17 protein-coding genes are annotated in these 16,584 nt (G+C 69.3%); 9 read left to right on the top strand and 8 right to left on the bottom strand.

The features are described 5' to 3' along the window. Window positions 1–49 precede the first annotated feature (49 nt). A complete protein-coding gene (locus tag AB0B61_RS17325) occupies window positions 50–526 on the bottom strand; it encodes a nitroreductase family deazaflavin-dependent oxidoreductase (protein WP_358432459.1) in 477 nt (158 codons plus the stop codon). 91 nt (window positions 527–617) lie between these two features. On the opposite strand from AB0B61_RS17325, the gene AB0B61_RS17320 reads away from it, so the two are divergent. Further along, on the top strand, window positions 618–935 hold the full coding sequence (locus AB0B61_RS17320) for a DUF4190 domain-containing protein (RefSeq protein ID WP_225294881.1): 318 nt from the start codon (window positions 618–620) through the stop codon (window positions 933–935). Here the strand turns inward: AB0B61_RS17320 and AB0B61_RS17315 are convergent. Next, on the bottom strand, window positions 858–1,568 hold the full coding sequence (locus AB0B61_RS17315) for a TetR/AcrR family transcriptional regulator (RefSeq protein ID WP_358432457.1): 711 nt from the start codon (window positions 1,566–1,568) through the stop codon (window positions 858–860). The two genes, AB0B61_RS17320 and AB0B61_RS17315, sit on opposite strands and share 78 nt — an antisense overlap. 67 nt (window positions 1,569–1,635) lie before the next feature. Here AB0B61_RS17315 and AB0B61_RS17310 point away from each other — a divergent pair, with 67 nt between their 5' ends. Together AB0B61_RS17310 and AB0B61_RS17305 are read left to right on the top strand one after the other, a co-directional pair. Continuing rightward, window positions 1,636–2,376, top strand: coding sequence for an ATP-binding cassette domain-containing protein (locus AB0B61_RS17310; RefSeq protein WP_358432455.1), 741 nt, complete (start codon window positions 1,636–1,638; stop codon window positions 2,374–2,376). Then, window positions 2,376–3,101 (top strand): ABC transporter permease, encoded by a 726-nt coding sequence (locus AB0B61_RS17305; protein ID WP_358432453.1) that lies wholly within the window; start codon window positions 2,376–2,378, stop codon window positions 3,099–3,101. The genes AB0B61_RS17310 and AB0B61_RS17305 overlap by 1 nt, the downstream gene beginning before the upstream one ends. A 123-nt stretch (window positions 3,102–3,224) precedes the next feature. On the opposite strand, the gene AB0B61_RS17300 is transcribed toward AB0B61_RS17305, so the two are convergent. Continuing rightward, window positions 3,225–4,583 (bottom strand): S8 family serine peptidase, encoded by a 1,359-nt coding sequence (locus tag AB0B61_RS17300; RefSeq protein WP_358432451.1) that lies wholly within the window; start codon window positions 4,581–4,583, stop codon window positions 3,225–3,227. Between the two features lie 183 nt (window positions 4,584–4,766). Between AB0B61_RS17300 and AB0B61_RS17295 the strand changes: the two genes are divergently transcribed. After that, window positions 4,767–6,803, top strand: a complete 2,037-nt coding sequence (locus AB0B61_RS17295) for a spermidine synthase (protein WP_358432449.1) — start codon at window positions 4,767–4,769, stop codon at window positions 6,801–6,803. 4 nt (window positions 6,804–6,807) lie between these two features. Here AB0B61_RS17295 and AB0B61_RS17290 read toward each other — a convergent pair whose 3' ends face one another. Then, window positions 6,808–7,704, bottom strand: a complete 897-nt coding sequence (locus AB0B61_RS17290) for a MurR/RpiR family transcriptional regulator (RefSeq protein ID WP_358432447.1) — start codon at window positions 7,702–7,704, stop codon at window positions 6,808–6,810. A 144-nt stretch (window positions 7,705–7,848) separates the two neighbouring features. Here AB0B61_RS17290 and AB0B61_RS17285 point away from each other — a divergent pair, with 144 nt between their 5' ends. From AB0B61_RS17285 to AB0B61_RS17275, 3 genes are read left to right on the top strand one after another with little or no spacing between them, the layout of a single operon-like run. Beyond that, complete coding sequence (locus tag AB0B61_RS17285) at window positions 7,849–9,240, top strand: MFS transporter (protein WP_358432445.1); 1,392 nt, start codon at window positions 7,849–7,851, stop codon at window positions 9,238–9,240. Next, window positions 9,237–9,677: a GAF domain-containing protein gene (locus AB0B61_RS17280; RefSeq protein ID WP_358432443.1), complete on the top strand. Its 441-nt coding sequence runs from the start codon at window positions 9,237–9,239 to the stop codon at window positions 9,675–9,677. The genes AB0B61_RS17285 and AB0B61_RS17280 overlap by 4 nt, the downstream gene beginning before the upstream one ends. A 16-nt stretch (window positions 9,678–9,693) precedes the next feature. After that, window positions 9,694–10,905, top strand: coding sequence for an amidohydrolase family protein (locus tag AB0B61_RS17275; protein WP_358432441.1), 1,212 nt, complete (start codon window positions 9,694–9,696; stop codon window positions 10,903–10,905). A gap of 3 nt (window positions 10,906–10,908) precedes the next feature. On the opposite strand, the gene AB0B61_RS17270 is transcribed toward AB0B61_RS17275, so the two are convergent. From AB0B61_RS17270 to AB0B61_RS17260, 3 genes are read right to left on the bottom strand one after another with little or no spacing between them, the layout of a single operon-like run. Next, the gene (locus AB0B61_RS17270) at window positions 10,909–11,721 is read right to left on the bottom strand and encodes a carbohydrate ABC transporter permease (RefSeq protein ID WP_225294860.1); all 813 of its coding nucleotides are present in this window, start codon (window positions 11,719–11,721) and stop codon (window positions 10,909–10,911) included. Beyond that, window positions 11,718–12,632, bottom strand: coding sequence for a sugar ABC transporter permease (locus AB0B61_RS17265; RefSeq protein ID WP_357646093.1), 915 nt, complete (start codon window positions 12,630–12,632; stop codon window positions 11,718–11,720). The genes AB0B61_RS17270 and AB0B61_RS17265 overlap by 4 nt, the downstream gene beginning before the upstream one ends. 2 nt (window positions 12,633–12,634) lie before the next feature. Then, the gene (locus tag AB0B61_RS17260; RefSeq protein ID WP_358432439.1) at window positions 12,635–13,939 is read right to left on the bottom strand and encodes an extracellular solute-binding protein; all 1,305 of its coding nucleotides are present in this window, start codon (window positions 13,937–13,939) and stop codon (window positions 12,635–12,637) included. 268 nt (window positions 13,940–14,207) lie between these two features. Here AB0B61_RS17260 and AB0B61_RS17255 point away from each other — a divergent pair, with 268 nt between their 5' ends. Further along, the gene (locus AB0B61_RS17255) at window positions 14,208–14,942 is read left to right on the top strand and encodes a DeoR/GlpR family DNA-binding transcription regulator (protein WP_358432437.1); all 735 of its coding nucleotides are present in this window, start codon (window positions 14,208–14,210) and stop codon (window positions 14,940–14,942) included. A gap of 77 nt (window positions 14,943–15,019) precedes the next feature. After that, window positions 15,020–15,943 (top strand): RNA polymerase sigma factor SigJ, encoded by a 924-nt coding sequence (gene sigJ / locus AB0B61_RS17250; protein WP_358432435.1) that lies wholly within the window; start codon window positions 15,020–15,022, stop codon window positions 15,941–15,943. A 134-nt stretch (window positions 15,944–16,077) separates the two neighbouring features. On the opposite strand, the gene AB0B61_RS17245 is transcribed toward sigJ, so the two are convergent. Beyond that, the gene (locus AB0B61_RS17245; RefSeq protein ID WP_358433071.1) at window positions 16,078–16,353 is read right to left on the bottom strand and encodes a hypothetical protein; all 276 of its coding nucleotides are present in this window, start codon (window positions 16,351–16,353) and stop codon (window positions 16,078–16,080) included. Between the last annotated feature and the right edge of the window lie 231 nt (window positions 16,354–16,584).

Raw genomic sequence — 16,584 nt, 5'->3', positions numbered from 1 at the left:
AGGGGCTCCTAAAGAGGGAAAAGTTGCCCCACCATGATGACGCAGGAGATCACTGCGTCGGTGTCAGGCGGAAGACCCGCAGCTCCCGCCCGGACACCTCCGTGTAGCGGTCGAACAGCGGCCACCGCTCGATCAGCCACGGCCACGCCGCCTCGCGGTCGGCGCCCGTCAGCAGCGTGGCGGTGACCGGGAACTCGTGGCCGCGGAAGCTGGCCGTCGCCCTGGGCGTCTTGAGCAGGTTGCCGCTCCACGCCGGGTGGTGGTCCTGGCCGAAGTTGCTGCCCACCACGAGGAGGGTGCCGTCGGGTTCGGGCAGGCAGGCGAGCGGCGAGCTGCGCGGCAGGCCGGACTTGGCGCCCGTGGTGACCAGGATCAGCGTCGGGATGACCGGATTGTTGCTGAGCAGCCGTCCCCGGGTCAGCCGGTGCACGGTCCGGTCGAGCTGCGGCATGAACTTGGGACCGGCCCTCATGAACCACTTGGCCGCCGCCAGCCGATGGAGGAAGAGCCTCAGAACCCGGAGCATGCGGCGAGTGTAGCAAGCGTTTGGTCAACTGCGGACGGAGGAGCGCCTGTGGTATAAAAAACCGCCTAATCGACAACGGGGGCGAGCGCAGATGTCCTATCCCAACTACGGCCCCTCCTACTACGGGCCACCGCCTCAGACGCACCCCAATGGCACGACGATCCTGGTCCTGGGCATCCTGAGCCTGGTCGTCTGTACGTTCATCGGCCCCTTCGCCTGGTCGATGGGCACCAAGGCGCTCCGGGAGATCGACCAGAGCGGCTACATCTATGAGAACCGGGGCATGGTGTCGGCCGGCCGCATCTGCGGCATCGTCAGCACCTGCCTGATGCTAGCGGTGATCGGCCTCTACGCGATCATGTTGGTGGTCTTCGGTGGCGCCGCCATCCTCGGCGGCCTCGACGACTAGCGATCGGCGGCCATAGCCGCCGATCCCCGACTCCAGCAGGTCGAACGCCCTCGCCGCCTGCGTGCGCACGTCCGCCCAGATCTCCTGCCACTGCTCGCCCGCCATCTTGCGCCGTAGCGCGTGCCGTGTCAGCAGTCGCGTCGTGCTCAGGATCTGGTCCGCCACGAGCTGCGGAGTGAGGTCGTCGGGCCCGGCGCCGGTCTCCTCGGCGATGATGGCCGCCAGGTTGGTGGTGGAGATGTGCTCCACCTCGCGCATTTTGGCGATCAGCGCCGCGCTCTCCTCGACCATCCGGCCGAACACCTCGGCGCCCTCGCCCATCCCGTATCGCCACTCGCGGGTGTCGAGCGCGTCGAAGTAGTCGCGCCGGAAGGCGGCCACGATGCTCTCGCCGGGCCGCCGCTCGCGCACCACTTTGCTCGACAGGTCCACCACCTCGTCCTGCCGGTCGGCGAACAGGTCCTCTTTGGTGCCGAAGTAGTTGAACACCGTGTTGACCGACACGTCGGCGGCCCGCGCCACCTGCGCGACGGTAACGTTGTCGAATCCGTGGATCATGAACAGCCCCATCGCCATGTCGGCGATGCGCTGTCTGGTCTCACGCTTCTTCCGCTCGCGCAGCCCCTCTTCCATGCCTCCATACTACCAATATTGCAGTAGCACCAAAATTGTGTCTACTCTATTTTTGGAGGCGATGAAAATGATCAAGACCGTAGGTCTGCGCAAGACCTTCAAAGGCGGCGTCGAAGCCGTCAAGGGTGTGGACATATCGGTGGAGCCCGGCGAGATCGTCGGCTTCCTCGGTCCCAACGGCGCCGGAAAGACCACGACCATGCGCATGCTGACCACGCTGCTCCAGCCCACGTCGGGCACCGCCACGGTGGCGGGCCACGACCTGCTGGGCGACGCCCGCGAGGTGCGGCGCCGCATCGGCTACGTCTCGCAGGGCGGAGGGATCAACCCGGCCGCCCCGCTCGGGGAGGAGCTCGAACTCCAGGCCATGCTGTACGGCCTCTCCCGCGACGAAGCCGGGCCGCGGGTACGCGAGGTGCTGGCCCGGCTCGACCTGACCGGCCTGGAGTCCAGACCCGGAGGCGCCCTGTCCGGCGGCCAGCGGCGCCGCTTCGACATAGCGTTCGCCCTGCTGCACCGGCCCGTGCTGCTCTTCCTGGACGAGCCGACGACCGGGCTCGACCCGCAGAGCCGGGCCAACCTGTGGGACCACATCCGGGCGCTGCGCGCCGAGCAGGGTGTGACGGTCTTCCTGACCACGCACTACCTCGACGAGGCCGACGCCCTGTGCGACCGGCTGCTGATCATCGACCATGGCGGCATCGTGGCCGAGGGCGCCCCGGCCGAGCTCAAGACCGGCGGCCGCACGCTCGACGAGGTGTTCCTGGACATCACCGGCAGGTCCCTGCGCGAGGAGGCGGGCGTCTGATGGTGCGCGACACCTATCTGCTGTTCCGTCACAACCTGCGCGCCACGCTGCGGCAGAAGATCGGCATCATCTTCGGTGTCATCCAGCCGCTGGTCTTCCTCGTGCTGTTCGGGCCCATCTTCGCCACGATCGGCACCTGGGAGACGCTGGTGCCGGGCCTGATCATCCAGCTCGGCCTGATGAGCACCGGCATGGCCGGGTTCGGCGTGGTCTTCGAGAAACGCTCGGGCGTGCTGGAGCGGATGCGCGTCACCCCGGCCAGCCGCCTGGCCCTGTTGCTCGGCCGGGTGCTCAACAACGCGGTGACGCTCATCATCCAGGCCGTGCTGCTGGTCGCGGTCGGCTACGCCTTCGGCCTGCGCGCCCCGGCGGCGGGGGTGGTGGCCGGGCTCGTGCTGGTGGTCGTGCTCGGGCTCAGCCTGGCCGCGCTGTCGTACGCGGTCGCGCTGACGCTCGACGACCAGCTCTTCGCGCCGGTGATGAGCACCGCGGTGCTGCCGCTGGTCCTGCTGTCGGGCGCGTTCCTGCCCATGTCGATGGCGCCCGGCTGGCTGGACGCGCTCTCGCACATCAGCCCGTTCCGGTACGTCCTGGAGGCGCTGCGTGAGCTGTTCGCCGGCCATTACGCCACCGGCACGGTCGGCGTCGGGGTGGCGGTGACCGTGGTCTTCGCCCTGGTCAGCGTCACGATCGGGACGCGGGTGTTCAACCAGGAGAACGCCTGAGGCCTGAGCCGAGCCGGGGTGGCGGCGGGGGCGGCCACCCGGACCCGACGGCCACCGCCGCCACCGCCACCGCCACCGCCACCGCGGCCACCGACATCGCGCCACCCCCGCCACGGCGCCCCGTCAGGCCGCGCTTCTGGCCCGGCGCTGGAGTGCGGCGATGATCCCGGCGGTGTCGACGATCCCGTAGCCGTAGTCGTAGTCGAAGCCCACCTCGCTGCGGTCCTCGCCGGTGCGGCGGAGCAGCGCGCGCAGCTGCGCGGGCCGCAGCCGCGAGGCGGGCCAGAGCGTACGGATCGCCGCGACCAGCCCGGCCGCGACCGGAGTCGCGGCCGAGGTGCCCGAGTCGGGCTCGGACTCGCCGAACGCCTTGGACCCCGAGAAATGGGTGTAAGCGCAGATGTCGGGCTTGCGGGCGGTCAGCCGCCCCGGCCCCTGCGAGGAGTAGCCGACCCGGGTGCCGCTCACGTCGACCCCGCCGATCGACAGGGCTCTGGGATGCGAGTTGGCGCCGGTGATCGGCCGGTCCGGGTAGGCGCACCGGCCGTCGCGGCACTCGCGCCCGCAGTTGCCGGCCGCGAACAGCACGTCGGCGCCCGCGCTGTCGAGGCTGGAGATCATCAGGTTGAACGGATGCGCCGCGTTGTCCGAGTAGTTGCCCGGATGGCCGACGGGGAAATCCCATTCGGGGGAGAACGACCCCCACGAGTTGCTGATCACCAGCGCCCTCGACGCCTCGGGCTGCATCTCGAGCACCATGCGCAGGTGCGCGAACGCGGCCACGGCGTCCGACAGCAGCCCGTCGAGCGCCGAGCCGCCCGGACGGGTGGAGCGCAGCACCGGGATGTCGATCAGCGACGCCTGCGGCGCGCCGATGAGCGTGTCGAAGGCGCACATCGTGCCGTGGGCGACCTCGAACTCGCCCGCCCGGCCCTCGACGCCCGTGGGGTTCCAGCTCCGCTGGGCGTCGAGTGTGACGCCCCGGCCGAGCTGCCTGGCGACGTGGGCTGCGTTGATGCCGGTGTCGAGCACGGCCAGGGTCACCCCGGAGCCGTCCAGTCCCTCGGCGTGCAGGCCGGGGACGTTGAGCAGCCGTTCGACGTCGTGCCAGTCGCCGAACGGCGCGTCGCCGCCGCAGGTGAGCGAGGACTCGACGACCGGATCGGCGTAGACGCCCACGACGTCGGGCCGCAGGGTGGGCAGGAGGGTCACGCGGGTCAGGAGCTCGTCGTCGGAGATCGTGCCGCGAACCAGCACCGAGGCGTCCTCGACGGTCAGGGAGAAGTCCAGCGGCTGGTTGAGCGAGAGCGGGTCGCCGCCGGGCGGCGGGACGGGCCGAGGGAGGGGTACGGGCGTGAAGGCGTTGTCGAGCTCGACTCCCGGCAGGCCGTCCGCGACGTCGGCCGTAGCGGCGGTCTGGCCGGGATCGGCGACTGCCGCGACCAGATCGGGGGAGGGGCGCAGCTGGATCAGAACGCGCATGAGGCACCACCGGAATGTTCGGAGGGAAATGAACCTCCCAAGATTCCTTCATCTGTCCGGGCGTGTCCAGCGCATCTCATAGGCTTTGACCTGCTGAAATGCCGCAAAAGCCGCTAAGGGGACGATATTCATTCCCGCTGTCAGGCTTCCTTGTTCCCGGTCCGTTCACTAGCGTGAGGCGGCATGACGCTCCAGGCACAAAAGACGGCAGCGGGCGAGGACGGCGACCACTGGCTGGCGGTGCGGCCGAGGCTCATTCTCGCCAGTGGGTTCATGCTCTTCCTGGAGCTGGCGCTGATCCGGTGGACCGGCTCGAACATCGTGCATCTCAGCTATTTCACCAATTTCGTGCTTCTCGGCTCGTTCCTCGGCATCGGCCTGGGGTTCCTGCGCGTGGGGCGGGCGCGGCGGCAGCCGTACTATTCGCCGGTCATCCTTTTCGGCCTGGTCTTCGTCGTGCTGACCTTTCCCGTCACCGTCGACCGCAACACCGAGGGCGTCCTCTACTGGACCAGCCTGCAGACCACGGGACCGCCCGCGTGGCTGATCCTGCCGGTGATCTTCTGCGCGGCGGCGCTCGTGCTGATGGGCCCGGCCGAGCTGGTCGGGCGCTGCTTCCCCGAGCTGCCCCGCCTGGAGGCCTACCGCTACGACCTGATCGGCAGCCTGTCGGGGATCGCGCTGTTCACCGCGCTGTCGTTCCTGAGCGCGCCGCCGGTGTTCTGGGGGCTGATCGCGGCCGCCGCCTACGGCGTGCTGCTGGTGCCCCGGCCGCGGATCATCTACCTCGGGCTCGTCACCGTGCCGTCGCTGGCGGTCGTGGGGCTGCTGCTGGCCGAGACGCTGACCGCCGGGGCGTTCTGGTCGCCGTACTACAAGGTCACCTACAAGCAGTTCCAGCAGCTCGGCGTGCCCGTCACCGACATCTCCGTGAACGGCATCCCGCACCAGCAGGCCGTGCCCGCCGCCGCCCGGCTGCAGTGGGAGCGCCAGTACGGCCTGCCGTACGAGCGGGCGAGCACCCCGCCCAAGAGCGTGCTCATCGTCGGCGCGGGCAGCGGCACGGACGTGGCGATCGCCCTGTCCAAGGGCGCCAGCCACGTCGACGCCGTCGAGATCGACCCCAAACTCCGCGAACTCGGCGGCTCCCTGCACCCCGACAAACCCTACGACGATCCCCGGGTGACCACCCACGTCACCGACGGCCGCGCCTTCCTGGAACGGACCGGCGACAAGTACGACCTGATCCTGTTCGCCCTGCCCGACTCCCTCACGCTCGTGTCGGGGGCCAGCTCGCTGCGGCTGGAGAGCTACCTGTTCACCGAGGAGGCCATGCGGGCCGCCCGGGCGCACCTCAAGCCCACCGGGACCTTCTCGATGTACAACTACTACCGCGAGAGCTGGCTCGTCGACCGGCTCGCCTCGACCGTGCAGAACGCCTTCGGCCACAAGCCGTGCGTCGACGTGGTCAGCACGGCGGGCCAGCAGGCCGTGATCACGGCGGGCGCGACGGCGTCGGCGCAGCGGTGCGCGGGGGAGTGGGCGGGCGCCGCCGCGGGCACCCCGCCGCCCACCGGTGACGACCGGCCGTTCCTCTACCTGAAGGACGGCGACATCCCGTCGCTCTACCTCATCACGCTCGGCCTGATTCTCGCGGTCAGCCTGATCGCCGTCCGCGTCGTCGCCGGGCCCTACCGGCGGATGCGCCCGTACGCCGACCTGTTCCTGCTCGGGGTGGCCTTCCTGCTGCTGGAGACCACGAGCGTGACGGGCTTCGCGCTGCTGTTCGGCACGACGTGGGTGGTCAACGCGATCGTGTTCGCCGGGGTGCTCGTCGCGGTGCTCGCCGCCGTCGAGATCACCCGCCGCTTCCGCACCCCGCCATTGCCGGTCATGTACGGGGTGCTGTTCGGCGGGCTGCTGCTGGCCTGGCTGGTGCCCAACACGTGGCTGCTGTCGCTGCCGCTGCCCCTGCGGGCGGTCGCGGCGGTGACGGTGGCGTTCCTGCCGATCTTCGCGGCCAACGTGGTCTTCGCCAAACGCTTCTCCGACGCGGCGGACGCCACGACGTCCTTCGGAGCGAACCTGCTCGGGGCCATGGTGGGCGGCTGCCTGGAATACCTGGCGCTGGTGATCGGCTACAAGGGCCTGCTCATCGTGGCCGGTGTGCTCTACCTTGGTGCCTTCCTCCTGTTGCCGCGCAAGTCCGTGGCGGCATAGCCGGTCAGCCGGGTTGGTCTTCGGGGGCGGGTGGTGTGGGGCGTCGGTGCAGGAGGCCGAACTTCGACCACATGCCCTCGGCCGTCTCGATCGAGGCGGCCGTCCGGGCCGGGTCCACGGTGGCCAGCTGCGTGACCAGCGCCTGCGCGACGGCCATGCCGGCGGTCAGCGACGGGAAGAACGCCACCCCCTCGGCCGGGACCATCACCACCTCCTCGGCGGCGTTGGCCAGGGCGGGGCTGGCCGCGTCCGTCAAGGCGAAGACGCGGACGCCACGGGCGCGCGCCTCGTTGGCGGCCAGCACGGTGCTCTCGTACAGCCGCCAGAAGCTGATGGCGATCAGCACGTCACCCGGGCCGATGGCGGCGACGGAGTTGGCCAGCTCGGCGTCCCCGCTCGTCACGGCCGCGACGGGATAGCCGGCCAGCCGGGCGTTGTGCGCGAGCGCCATGCCGACCGCCGCGTAGCTGCCGTCCGCGACGATCACCGTGCGGCCCGCGGCGGCGACGGCCTCGGCGATCGTGCGGAGCACGCCCTCCTCCAGGCGCCTGTTGAGCAGCGCGAGGCTGTCCAGGTCGCGCCGGAGTGAGCGGGAGCTGGGTGAGCCGGCGCCGCTGTGCTCGGCCGCCACCTGGGGCGCGCTGAGCGAGGACAGGTAGCGGGCGCGCAACTCCTGCTGCAGCGCGGGCCAGCCGGCGAAGCCGAGCGCCTGCGCGGTGCGGGTCACGGTCGCCACGTTCACGCCCGCGAGCTGGGCCAGCTCGGCGGCCGAGGCGAACGACGCCCGGCGCGACTGTGAGAGGAGCACCTCCAGCAGCGCGGCGGCCTTGGGGCGCAGCCCGCGCTCGGGCACCCGGTCGCGCAGCCAGTCCTGAAAGCTGTCCGTGACGTGCTCTGTCACCTGATCCTCTCCCGTGGCCGAGCAGCCATGCTACGCGTTCACCACATGGATAATGTGCAAAGAACATTGCAATTTGTGGGATTTGCACTATACGTTGCCAGGCAATCGTTCTACAGGGCTGTGACCTTGGGAAGGTGCGTTGGCATGACCTTGTTGGCCCGTCTGGACCGGCTCCCCCTGAGCCGTCCGCACTATCTCCTTCTGCTCATAGGCGGACTCGGCTACACCTTCGACGGCATGGACTCCGCCGTGGTCGCCTTCCTGCTGCCCAGCGCCCGCGCGGAATGGGGCCTCGACGACGGCCAGCTCGGGCTGATCGGCTCCGCGAGCCCGTTCGGGTTCCTGTTCGGGGCGGCCATCGCGGGCCTGCTCGGCGACCGCATCGGCCGCAAGAAGGTCATGATGTACGCGCTGGCGTTCTACGCGGTCTTCTCGGTGGTCGCCGCGTTCGCCCCCAACTACGAGGCGTTCCTGGGCTCCAGGATCCTCGCCGGGGCGGGAGCCGGCGCCGAGAGCGCGATCATCGCGCCGTTCCTGTCGGAGTTCGTCCCGGCCAAGCGGCGCGGCTGGTTCATCGGCGCGCTGGCCGGGTTCTTCTCCTTCGGCTTCGTCATGGCCGCGCTGATCGGCCGCTTCGTGGTCCCCACGATGGACGACGGCTGGCGCGTCGCGCAGCTGATCACCGCGGTGCCGGTCGTGATGCTGCTGTGGTGGCGGCGCTCGCTGCCCGAATCGCCGCGCTTCCTGCTCCTTCAGGGCCGCCACGCGGAGGCCGAGGCGGTGGTCGTCGACCTCGAACGCCGCGTCGAGCGGGCCACCGGACAGGTGCTCCCGCCCGTGCCCGCCGCCACCGCCCAGGTCGCGACGGTCACGCCGAAGGTGAACCTGATCAGCGCGCTGCGGTTCCTGTGGAGCCCGGCCATGGCCAAGCGGACCGCCGTGATCTGGCTGATCTGGTTCGTGATCACGTTCTCCTACTACGGGTTCTTCTCCTGGATCCCGACCCTGCTCGTGGGGCGCGGCATCACGGTGACGAAGAGCTTCGAGTTCTCGATCATCATCTATCTGGCGCAGATCCCCGGCTACTTCTCCGCCGCCTGGCTGTCGGAGCGGCTGGACCGCAAGAACACCATCGCGCTCTACCTCGCGGGCTCGGCGATCAGCGCGTTCTGGCTGTCCCAGATGGACTCGCCGGTCGCGATCACGATCGCGGGCGCGGTGCTGTCCTTCTTCCTCAACGGAACGTACGCGGGCGTCTACTCCTACACGCCCGAGGTGTTCCCGACCTGGATCCGGGCCACCGGCACCGGCCTGTCCAGCGCGTTCGGCCGCGTCGGCAGCATTCTCGCGCCGACCATCATCGGCCTGTCGGCCGCGAGCCTGGGCTTCGCCGGAGTGTTCGGCCTCACCACGGCCGTGCTGGTGGCCGGGGTGATCTGCGTGGTCGTCTTCGGCCTGGCCACGGCCGGTCGGTCACTGGAAGACCTGACCGAGCGGGGCGATCCCGCCGACACAGCGGGGGAGATGACGAAATGACCGACCTGAAAGACGTGGAAGACAAGGTCCGGGAGGCGCTGGGGGTGCGGCTGTTCACGGTCCTGGCCTGGATTCCCGAACGGCAGGCGCTGCGGCGCGTCCACAGCAGCCACCCCGAACGCTATCCCGTGGGCGGGGAGAAGACCGTCGAGGTGGCCAGGGGCTGGCTGGCCCGCTGCATCGAGGCGGGGGAGCCGTACTTCGGCCCGGACCGGGCCGCCGTGCGGGAGGTGTTCGCCGACCACGAGCTGATCGAGAGCCTGGGCTGCGGGGCCATCGTCAACGTGCCCGTGATGGACGGGGACGAGGTGCTCGGGGTGCTGAACATCCTGGACGCCGAGGGCAGCTACGACGAGGAGTCGGTCGCCGTCGCCGCGTCCCTGGCGCCGCTCGCGGTGCCCGCGCTGCGCGCCGCCGTACACGGAACCGCCGAGTGATTCTGAGAGGTATCAAGTGAGTCTGCTGCTGCGTAACGCCCTCGTGCTCGACGTGGTCACCGGTGACTACGCCGAAGGTGACCTGCGCTTGGAGGAGGGCCGCATCGTCGAGGCGGGCCCGGGACTGGTCGGCACCGCGGGCACGCGGGTGATCGACGTGGCCGGTGGCGTGGTCGTACCCGGGCTGATCGACGCGCACGTGCACGTCACCGCCGCGACCGCCGACCTGGGCAGCCTGCCCGCCATGTCGCCCTCCTACGTCACCGCGCACAGCGCCCGCCTGATGGGGCAGATGCTCGACCGCGGCTTCACCACGGTCCGCGACGCCTCCGGAGCCGACTACGGGCTGTGCGACGCCCAGGAGGAGGGTCTGATCCGCGGGCCGCGGCTGCTGTTCTGCGGCAAGGGGCTGAGCCAGACCGGCGGCCACGGCGACCAGCGCGGCCGGGGCCAGCACGGGGGCGCCGACCAGTCCTGCTGCGCCGGTCTCGGCCGGGTCGCCGACGGCGTGGACGCCGTGCGCGCCGCCGCGCGCGACGAGCTGCGCAAGGGCGCCCACCACATCAAGGTCATGGCCTCCGGCGGGGTCGCCTCGCCCACCGACCGCATCGACTCGACCCAGTACTCCATGGACGAGCTGCGCGCGATCGTCGAGGAGGCCGAGGCCGCCAACCGCTACGTCGCCGCGCACGCCTACACGGCCCGCGCGGTCAACCGCGCCCTGGAGGCGGGGGTGCGCTCGATCGAGCACGGCAACCTGCTCGACGACCGCAGCGTGGAGCTGTTCCTGCGGTACGACGCCTACCTGGTGCCCACGCTCGTGACGTACTGGGCGCTCAAGGAGGAGGGCATGGCCTTCGGCCTGCCGGAGTCGAGCTGGCGCAAGGTCGACGAGGTGCTCGGCGCCGGGCTCCGGGCGCTGGAGCGCGCCGCCCGCGCGGGCGTGCGGCTGGCCTACGGCAGCGACCTGCTGGGCGGCATGCACCGGCACCAGAACCACGAGTTCCGGCTGCGCGGGGAGGTGCAGCAGCCGATCGACGTGGTGCGGGCCGCCACGGTCAACGCGGCCGACCTCGTCGGACTGGCCGGCGAGATCGGCACGCTCGCGGTGGGCGCGCGGGCGGACCTGCTCGTGCTCGACGGCGACCCCCTGCGGGACCTCGGGGTGCTCGCCGAGCCCAAGCACATCCGCCACATCGTGCAGGGCGGCCAGGTGGTCTCCGGGTGATGCTCAGCCCTTGAGCCCGCTGGAGAAGCCCTTGATCACATAGCGCTGCAGGAGGAGGAAGATCACCACGATCGGCAGCGCTCCGAGCACCAGCCCGGCGAAGACGAGACCGTGGTCGGAGACGTACTGGCCGACGAAGGCGAAGACGCTCACCGGCACCGTCTCGAACCCCGAGCCGCCCAGGTAGAGCAGGGGGGTGAAGAAGTCGTTCCAGATGAACACGGCGTTGAGGATCAGCACCGTGCCGGTGATCGGCCGCAGCAGCGGGAAGACGACCCTGGTGAACGCGGTCAGATGCGAGGCGCCGTCGATCTGGGCGGCGCTGGCGTACTCGCGGGGCAGCGCGCGGATGAACCCGGTGTAGAGGAACACCGTGAACGGCAACTGGATCCCCGTGTAGAACAGGATCATCCCCGCGTGCGTGCCGATCAGCCCCAGGTCGGTCACCAGCTGGTAGAGCGGGATCATCCCGAGCTGGAAGGGCAGCACGATGCCCAGCAGGAACAGCACGTACAGCCCGTAGCCCAGATGGCTCTTGGCCCTGGCCAGGTAGTAGGCGGCAAAGGAGCCGAGGGCGATCAGCGCGACCAGGCTGACGGCGGTGATCACCGTGCTGTTCATCAGGGACGGGCCGAGCGCGGCCGCTGACCACGCCTTGGTGAAGTTGTCCGTCGTGGGCGGGGCGGGCAGCGCCAGCGGCGTCTGCGAGATCTGCGCCGGGTCCTTCAGCGACAGGGTGATCAGCGCGTACACCGGGAAGAGGAACGCCACCGCCACCACGATCATGACGAGCTCCAGCAGGAACGTCCGCCTCACTGGGCCACCTCCCGGCCGCGCAGGTAGTAGACCTGCACGAGCGACACCGCGGCCACGAACAGCGCGAGCACCAGGGCGATCGCGGTGCTGTAGCCGAACTTGCCGAACACGAACGCCTGCTTGTACAGCACGGTCGACAGCGTCTCGGTGGCGTAGCCCGGGCCGCCGTTGGTCGCCGCGAAGACCTGGTCGAACAGCTTGAGACCGCCGATCGTGGAGAGCATCAGATTGATCGTCAGGGCCGGGGCGAGCAGTGGCCAGGTGACGTACCGGAAGCGCTGCAGGGTGCTCGCGCCGTCGATCATCGCCGCCTCGTGCAGCTCCTTCGGCACGCCCTCCAGCCCGGCCAGGAAGATGACCATCGAGTAGCCGGCGTACTGCCACACGACCGTGGCCGCGATCGACCACAGCGCGAGCGACGGGTCGCCCAGCCAGTCGATCTTCAGGCCGAGCAGCCCGTTGAGCCCGGCGGAGGGGTCAGGGTTGTAGATGTACTTCCACAGGAAGGCCACCATGACCGGGCTGACCACGACCGGCGCGAAGAAGATCACCCGCAGCAGCGCCCGGCTCTTCAGCTTGGCGTGCACGCCGAGCGCGAGCAGCAGCCCCACGGCGTTCTGCACGACGACGATCGCCACGGTCAGCAGCAGCGTGTTGCCGATCGAGTCCATGGCCTGCTCGTCGTGCAGGAGCGTCTGGAAGTTCGCCAGCCCGACGAAGGACTTGTCCGCGCCGATGCCGCTCCAGTCGGTGAAGGCGTACAGCATGCCCGCCAGGCTGGGATAGAGCACGACGACGGCGTACACCACCAGGGCGGGCGCCGCGAACAGCCACGAGGGCGAGAGCGCGGCGAACCGCCGCCGGGGCTTGCCGGCCCCGGCGGTGGATCGTCCGACGGGCGTCGCTGTCATGGTCATTTGGCGTAGGCCTCGTCCATTTTCCGTAGCGCGTCATCGATCTTGATCTTGCCGGCCAGCAGGTCCTGGATCACCGCGAAGTGGACCGGCTGCACCTCGGCGTTGGGCCAGCGCTGGTCCATGAACGGTACGGCCCGGTCCTTGGTGAAGGGCAGGAACGACTGCACGGCGGGGTCGATGGTGGAGGAGGCGTCCTGGGTGAGCGGGATGGCCGCGATCGCCTTGGCCCAGCGGTTGATGTTCTCCTGCTTGCCGAGGAAGTCGATGAACGCCTTGGCCTCGGCCAGGTTCTTGCCCTTGGCGGCGGCGCCGAGACCGACCACCACACCGGCCGGGATCCACACCTGGTCCGCGACGTCCGCGCCGGGCACCGGGAACATCGACAGGTCGTCGGGACTGCCCGCCGACTTGCGGAAGTCCGGCAGCACCGCCGACACCTGGATGGCCATGCCCGCCTTGCCGGTGGCCACCATCGAGATCTGCTGCTCGAAGGTGGTGCCGTTCGGCTTGTCGTTGAAGAAGCCGCGCTTCTGCAGCTCCAGGTACATCTCCATCGCCTCGCGCCAGCCGGACTTGGCGAAGCTGGTCTGCCCCGCCGCCTGCTTGTCGTCGAAGGTGGGGTCCTTGGCGTACACGGTCGAGGGGACGAGGGCGTAGGTGATGAGCTGCGTGACCCACGGCGTCTGCGCGCCCAGGGCGATCGGCGTCTTGCCGGCCTTCTTCAGCTTGTCGCAGACGGCCAGGAACTCCGTCCAGGTGGTCGGCGGCGCGTCCACGCCCGCCTCCTGGAACACCTTCTTGTTGTAGATCGCGCCGATGACCGAGGAACCGGCCGAGTAGATGTAGGTCTTGCCGTCCTTCTGGAAGGCGGGCTTGAAACCGGTCGGGATCGTCTGCGTCCACGACTGGTCGGACAGGTCGGCCAGCAGCCCGGCCCCGGCGATCTGGTCCATCGACATCGCGCTGCCGCTGCCCGGGTAGACCACGTGCACGTCGGGCGCGTTGCCCGCGCCGAGCTGGGTACGCAGCGAGGTCTGCACCTGGTCGGTCGGCGCGAACGAAGTGGCCAGGGTGACGCCCGGCTTGGCCTGCTTGTAGGCCGCCACCAGCTCGTCCATCGGCGCCTTCTGGTCGGCCACGCCGACGAACCGCAGTTCGACGGCGGACGCCTGTCCCTGACCGGTGGAGCCGGTGGTCTGTGGCTTGGTCGAACACGCGGTCGCCGCGGCGGCGACCGCGAGACCGCCCATCATGCGGAAGAACTGAACGCGGCTCAGCCTGGCGTCGCGTAGTTCGGTCATGGCACTGTCTCCTCGGTCTGACGGGATTGGGGGGCTCCCGAGGGATGCGAACGTTTTAATGAGTTACATCTAACGTTAAAACGTGTGAAGTTGTGAAGGTGCGAGGAGACTACGAGCCGTTCCGCAGGGGTGTCAAGGGTGCGCGCCGCGCTACGATGCGCTGTCATCACAGCTGCCATCGCGCTGTCATCGTTCTGTCATCGAGACCGGGAGGGCGCGGGTGAAATCACGTCAGCACTCGGACAGGGGAGTCGTCAGGCGCCAGGCGATGGCGGAGCATCTCATGCGGCACGGCTCCGCCTCGGTGAGCGAGCTCGCGGAGGTGTTCCGCGTGAGCGTGATGACCGTCCACCGCGACCTCGACGAGCTCGAGTTCCATGGCATGGTGCGCAAATACCGCGGCGGCGCGAGCGCGCAGGCGTCGAGCGTCTTCGAGAGCAACATCGCCTACCGGCTGACGGCCCAGACCGAGGAGAAGGAGGCGATCGCCCGCCACGTGGTGGGGCTGATCGAGCCGGGCAGCTCGGTCATGATCGACGACTCCACGACCGCGCTGGCCATCGCCCGCCATCTCAGCGAGGTGGCCCCCCTGACGGTGGTGACGAACTTCCTCGAGGCCATCAGGCTGCTCGCCCCCGTGCCCGGCATCCGGCTCATGGCGCTGGGCGGCGAATACCATCCGACGCACGACTCGTTCCTGGGCGTCGGCTGCGTCGACTCCGTCCAGGCCATGAACACCGACATGGTGATCGTCTCCACCTCGGCGATCTCCGACCGGCACGCCTTCCACCAGGAGCAGGAGATCGTCCTGGTGAAGCGGGCCATGGTGGCCGCGGGCACGCGCTGCGTCCTCGCGGTGGACCACACCAAGCTCGACCGGGTGGCGTTGCACCGGGTGGCGCCGCTGGAGAAGTTCGACGTCATCGTGGTGGACGCGGGAGCGCCGGCCGAGGCCGTCCAGCGCCTGCGCGACCGGCGGCACAACGTCGAGATCGCCGGTTAGCGTGCCGCCTCACATTCCGTGGGGTTGTCTCGTCGTACTGGGGAGAGCACACGGGACAACGGAAAGTCGGCGACAGCATGATCACCCCATCCGAGCCAGGAGGCGGCCGGCTCGATCCGGGCCTGAGCGCGATCATGAGCGAGCGGCGCAAGCTGATCAATCTCGCCTACCGCCTCCTCGGCTCCTTGGCCGATGCCGAGGATGTCGTACAGGAGACCTACGCCCGCTGGTACGCCATGAGCCCGCGGCAGCAGGACGCCATCGAATCCCCCAGCGGCTGGCTGACGAAGGTCGCCGGCCGCATCTGCCTGGACCTGCTCGGCTCGGCCCGCGCGAGGCGCGAACGCTACGTGGGCGAATGGATCCCCGAGCCGCTGCCCGATCCCACGGAGTGGATCACCGGGCGGTCGGTCGACCCGGTCGACCGCGTCACTCTCGACGAGTCGATCACCATGGCCTTCCTGGTCGTGCTGGAGTCGATGACCCCGGCCGAACGCGTCGCGCTCGTCCTGCACGATGTCTTCCGCTACTCCTTCGCCGAGGTGGCCGAGATCGTCGGCCGTAGCCCGGCTGCCTGTCGCCAGCTGGCCTCCTCGGCCCGCCGCCGTCTCGGCGCCTCGCGGGCTCCCGCGACTCCGGCAGCCCGCCAAGCCGGCATCGTGCGGGACTTCAAGCAGGCCTGGGAGGCCAAGGACATCGACGCCCTCATCGGTCTGCTCGACCCCGACGCCACGGCGATCGGTGACGGCGGCGGCCTCGTCAGCGCCGAGCTCCACCCGATCGAAGGCAGCGAGCAGGTCGCGCGCTACTGCGTCGATGTCGTCGGCATGGCACCCGATCTGACGATTCTGGAGCGTACGGTCAACGGTCAGCCCGGTCTGGTGCTTCAGCTGGACGATGTCACCGTGGCGGTGATGGCGTTCGAGGTCACGGGTGACCGGATCAAGCACATCTGGGGAGTACGGAACCCCGAGAAGCTCCGGCCCTGGACGACAGGCTGACACGTTCTTGTCATGTCCTGGGGCGCCGCAGTCGGCACGGCGCCCCATAAACCATCAGGCCGGCTCGAACCCCGGCGGGAACCAGGCTTGCATGTTTTCAGGGTTGATCGGCACTGAGATGTGTTCGTGCGTGATCAACCATTTGTCGCTGGACCGTCGGCAGCAAACTGTCGATCGTACCCATATCGCGCTCTGGAGCCCGTTCTTGCGTGTTCCGGAGTCCAGGTGGAGCAATGCGCGAACGCGACCTCTCCACTCGTCGCAATGGCGAGGTCGTGCGTTTCCAGGCCGATGGGGCCATCGTATTCAGCGAACCACCGCACGAAGTTGCCGCGGATCTGATCGGCTCCCGCGAACTGAAGCGGCGGGACGACATCGTAATAAACAATGTCGGAAGAATAATGTGACATGAGTCGGTCAATGTCCTTTGCCTGGCAGGCCTCGACTCGGCTCTCCAAGAGCGCCCTGACCTCGGACTCGTTCGCATTCATCGCATCCTCCAGGTGAAAATCTCGTGCTGGATCAGGCGGCGCGGCCGGCCTTGAGGGCTCTTCGATCTTGAGGGGGAAGGGCGTCGGCGTGGCCTGACACGCGAGAGCTCGTGACCCCGTAACACTGGCTGTTGATCAAGGACAGTTAGT

It is taken from the genome of Nonomuraea sp. NPDC049158, assembly GCF_040648335.1.
In the GTDB taxonomy this organism is placed as follows: domain Bacteria; phylum Actinomycetota; class Actinomycetes; order Streptosporangiales; family Streptosporangiaceae; genus Nonomuraea.
This window is presented reverse-complemented; position numbering and strand designations above follow the sequence as displayed.

Coding starts and splice junctions, on each gene's coding strand:
- AB0B61_RS17325 (WP_358432459.1), bottom strand. CDS start 526: ATGCTCCGGGTTCTGAGGCTCTTCCTCCATCGGCTGGCGGCGGCCAAG.
- AB0B61_RS17320 (WP_225294881.1), top strand. CDS start 618: ATGTCCTATCCCAACTACGGCCCCTCCTACTACGGGCCACCGCCTCAG.
- AB0B61_RS17315 (WP_358432457.1), bottom strand. CDS start 1,568: ATGGAAGAGGGGCTGCGCGAGCGGAAGAAGCGTGAGACCAGACAGCGC.
- AB0B61_RS17310 (WP_358432455.1), top strand. CDS start 1,636: ATGATCAAGACCGTAGGTCTGCGCAAGACCTTCAAAGGCGGCGTCGAA.
- AB0B61_RS17305 (WP_358432453.1), top strand. CDS start 2,376: ATGGTGCGCGACACCTATCTGCTGTTCCGTCACAACCTGCGCGCCACG.
- AB0B61_RS17300 (WP_358432451.1), bottom strand. CDS start 4,583: ATGCGCGTTCTGATCCAGCTGCGCCCCTCCCCCGATCTGGTCGCGGCA.
- AB0B61_RS17295 (WP_358432449.1), top strand. CDS start 4,767: ATGACGCTCCAGGCACAAAAGACGGCAGCGGGCGAGGACGGCGACCAC.
- AB0B61_RS17285 (WP_358432445.1), top strand. CDS start 7,849: ATGACCTTGTTGGCCCGTCTGGACCGGCTCCCCCTGAGCCGTCCGCAC.
- AB0B61_RS17280 (WP_358432443.1), top strand. CDS start 9,237: ATGACCGACCTGAAAGACGTGGAAGACAAGGTCCGGGAGGCGCTGGGG.
- AB0B61_RS17265 (WP_357646093.1), bottom strand. CDS start 12,632: ATGACAGCGACGCCCGTCGGACGATCCACCGCCGGGGCCGGCAAGCCC.
- AB0B61_RS17260 (WP_358432439.1), bottom strand. CDS start 13,939: ATGACCGAACTACGCGACGCCAGGCTGAGCCGCGTTCAGTTCTTCCGC.
- AB0B61_RS17255 (WP_358432437.1), top strand. CDS start 14,208: ATGGCGGAGCATCTCATGCGGCACGGCTCCGCCTCGGTGAGCGAGCTC.
- sigJ (WP_358432435.1), top strand. CDS start 15,020: ATGATCACCCCATCCGAGCCAGGAGGCGGCCGGCTCGATCCGGGCCTG.
- AB0B61_RS17245 (WP_358433071.1), bottom strand. CDS start 16,353: ATGTCACATTATTCTTCCGACATTGTTTATTACGATGTCGTCCCGCCG.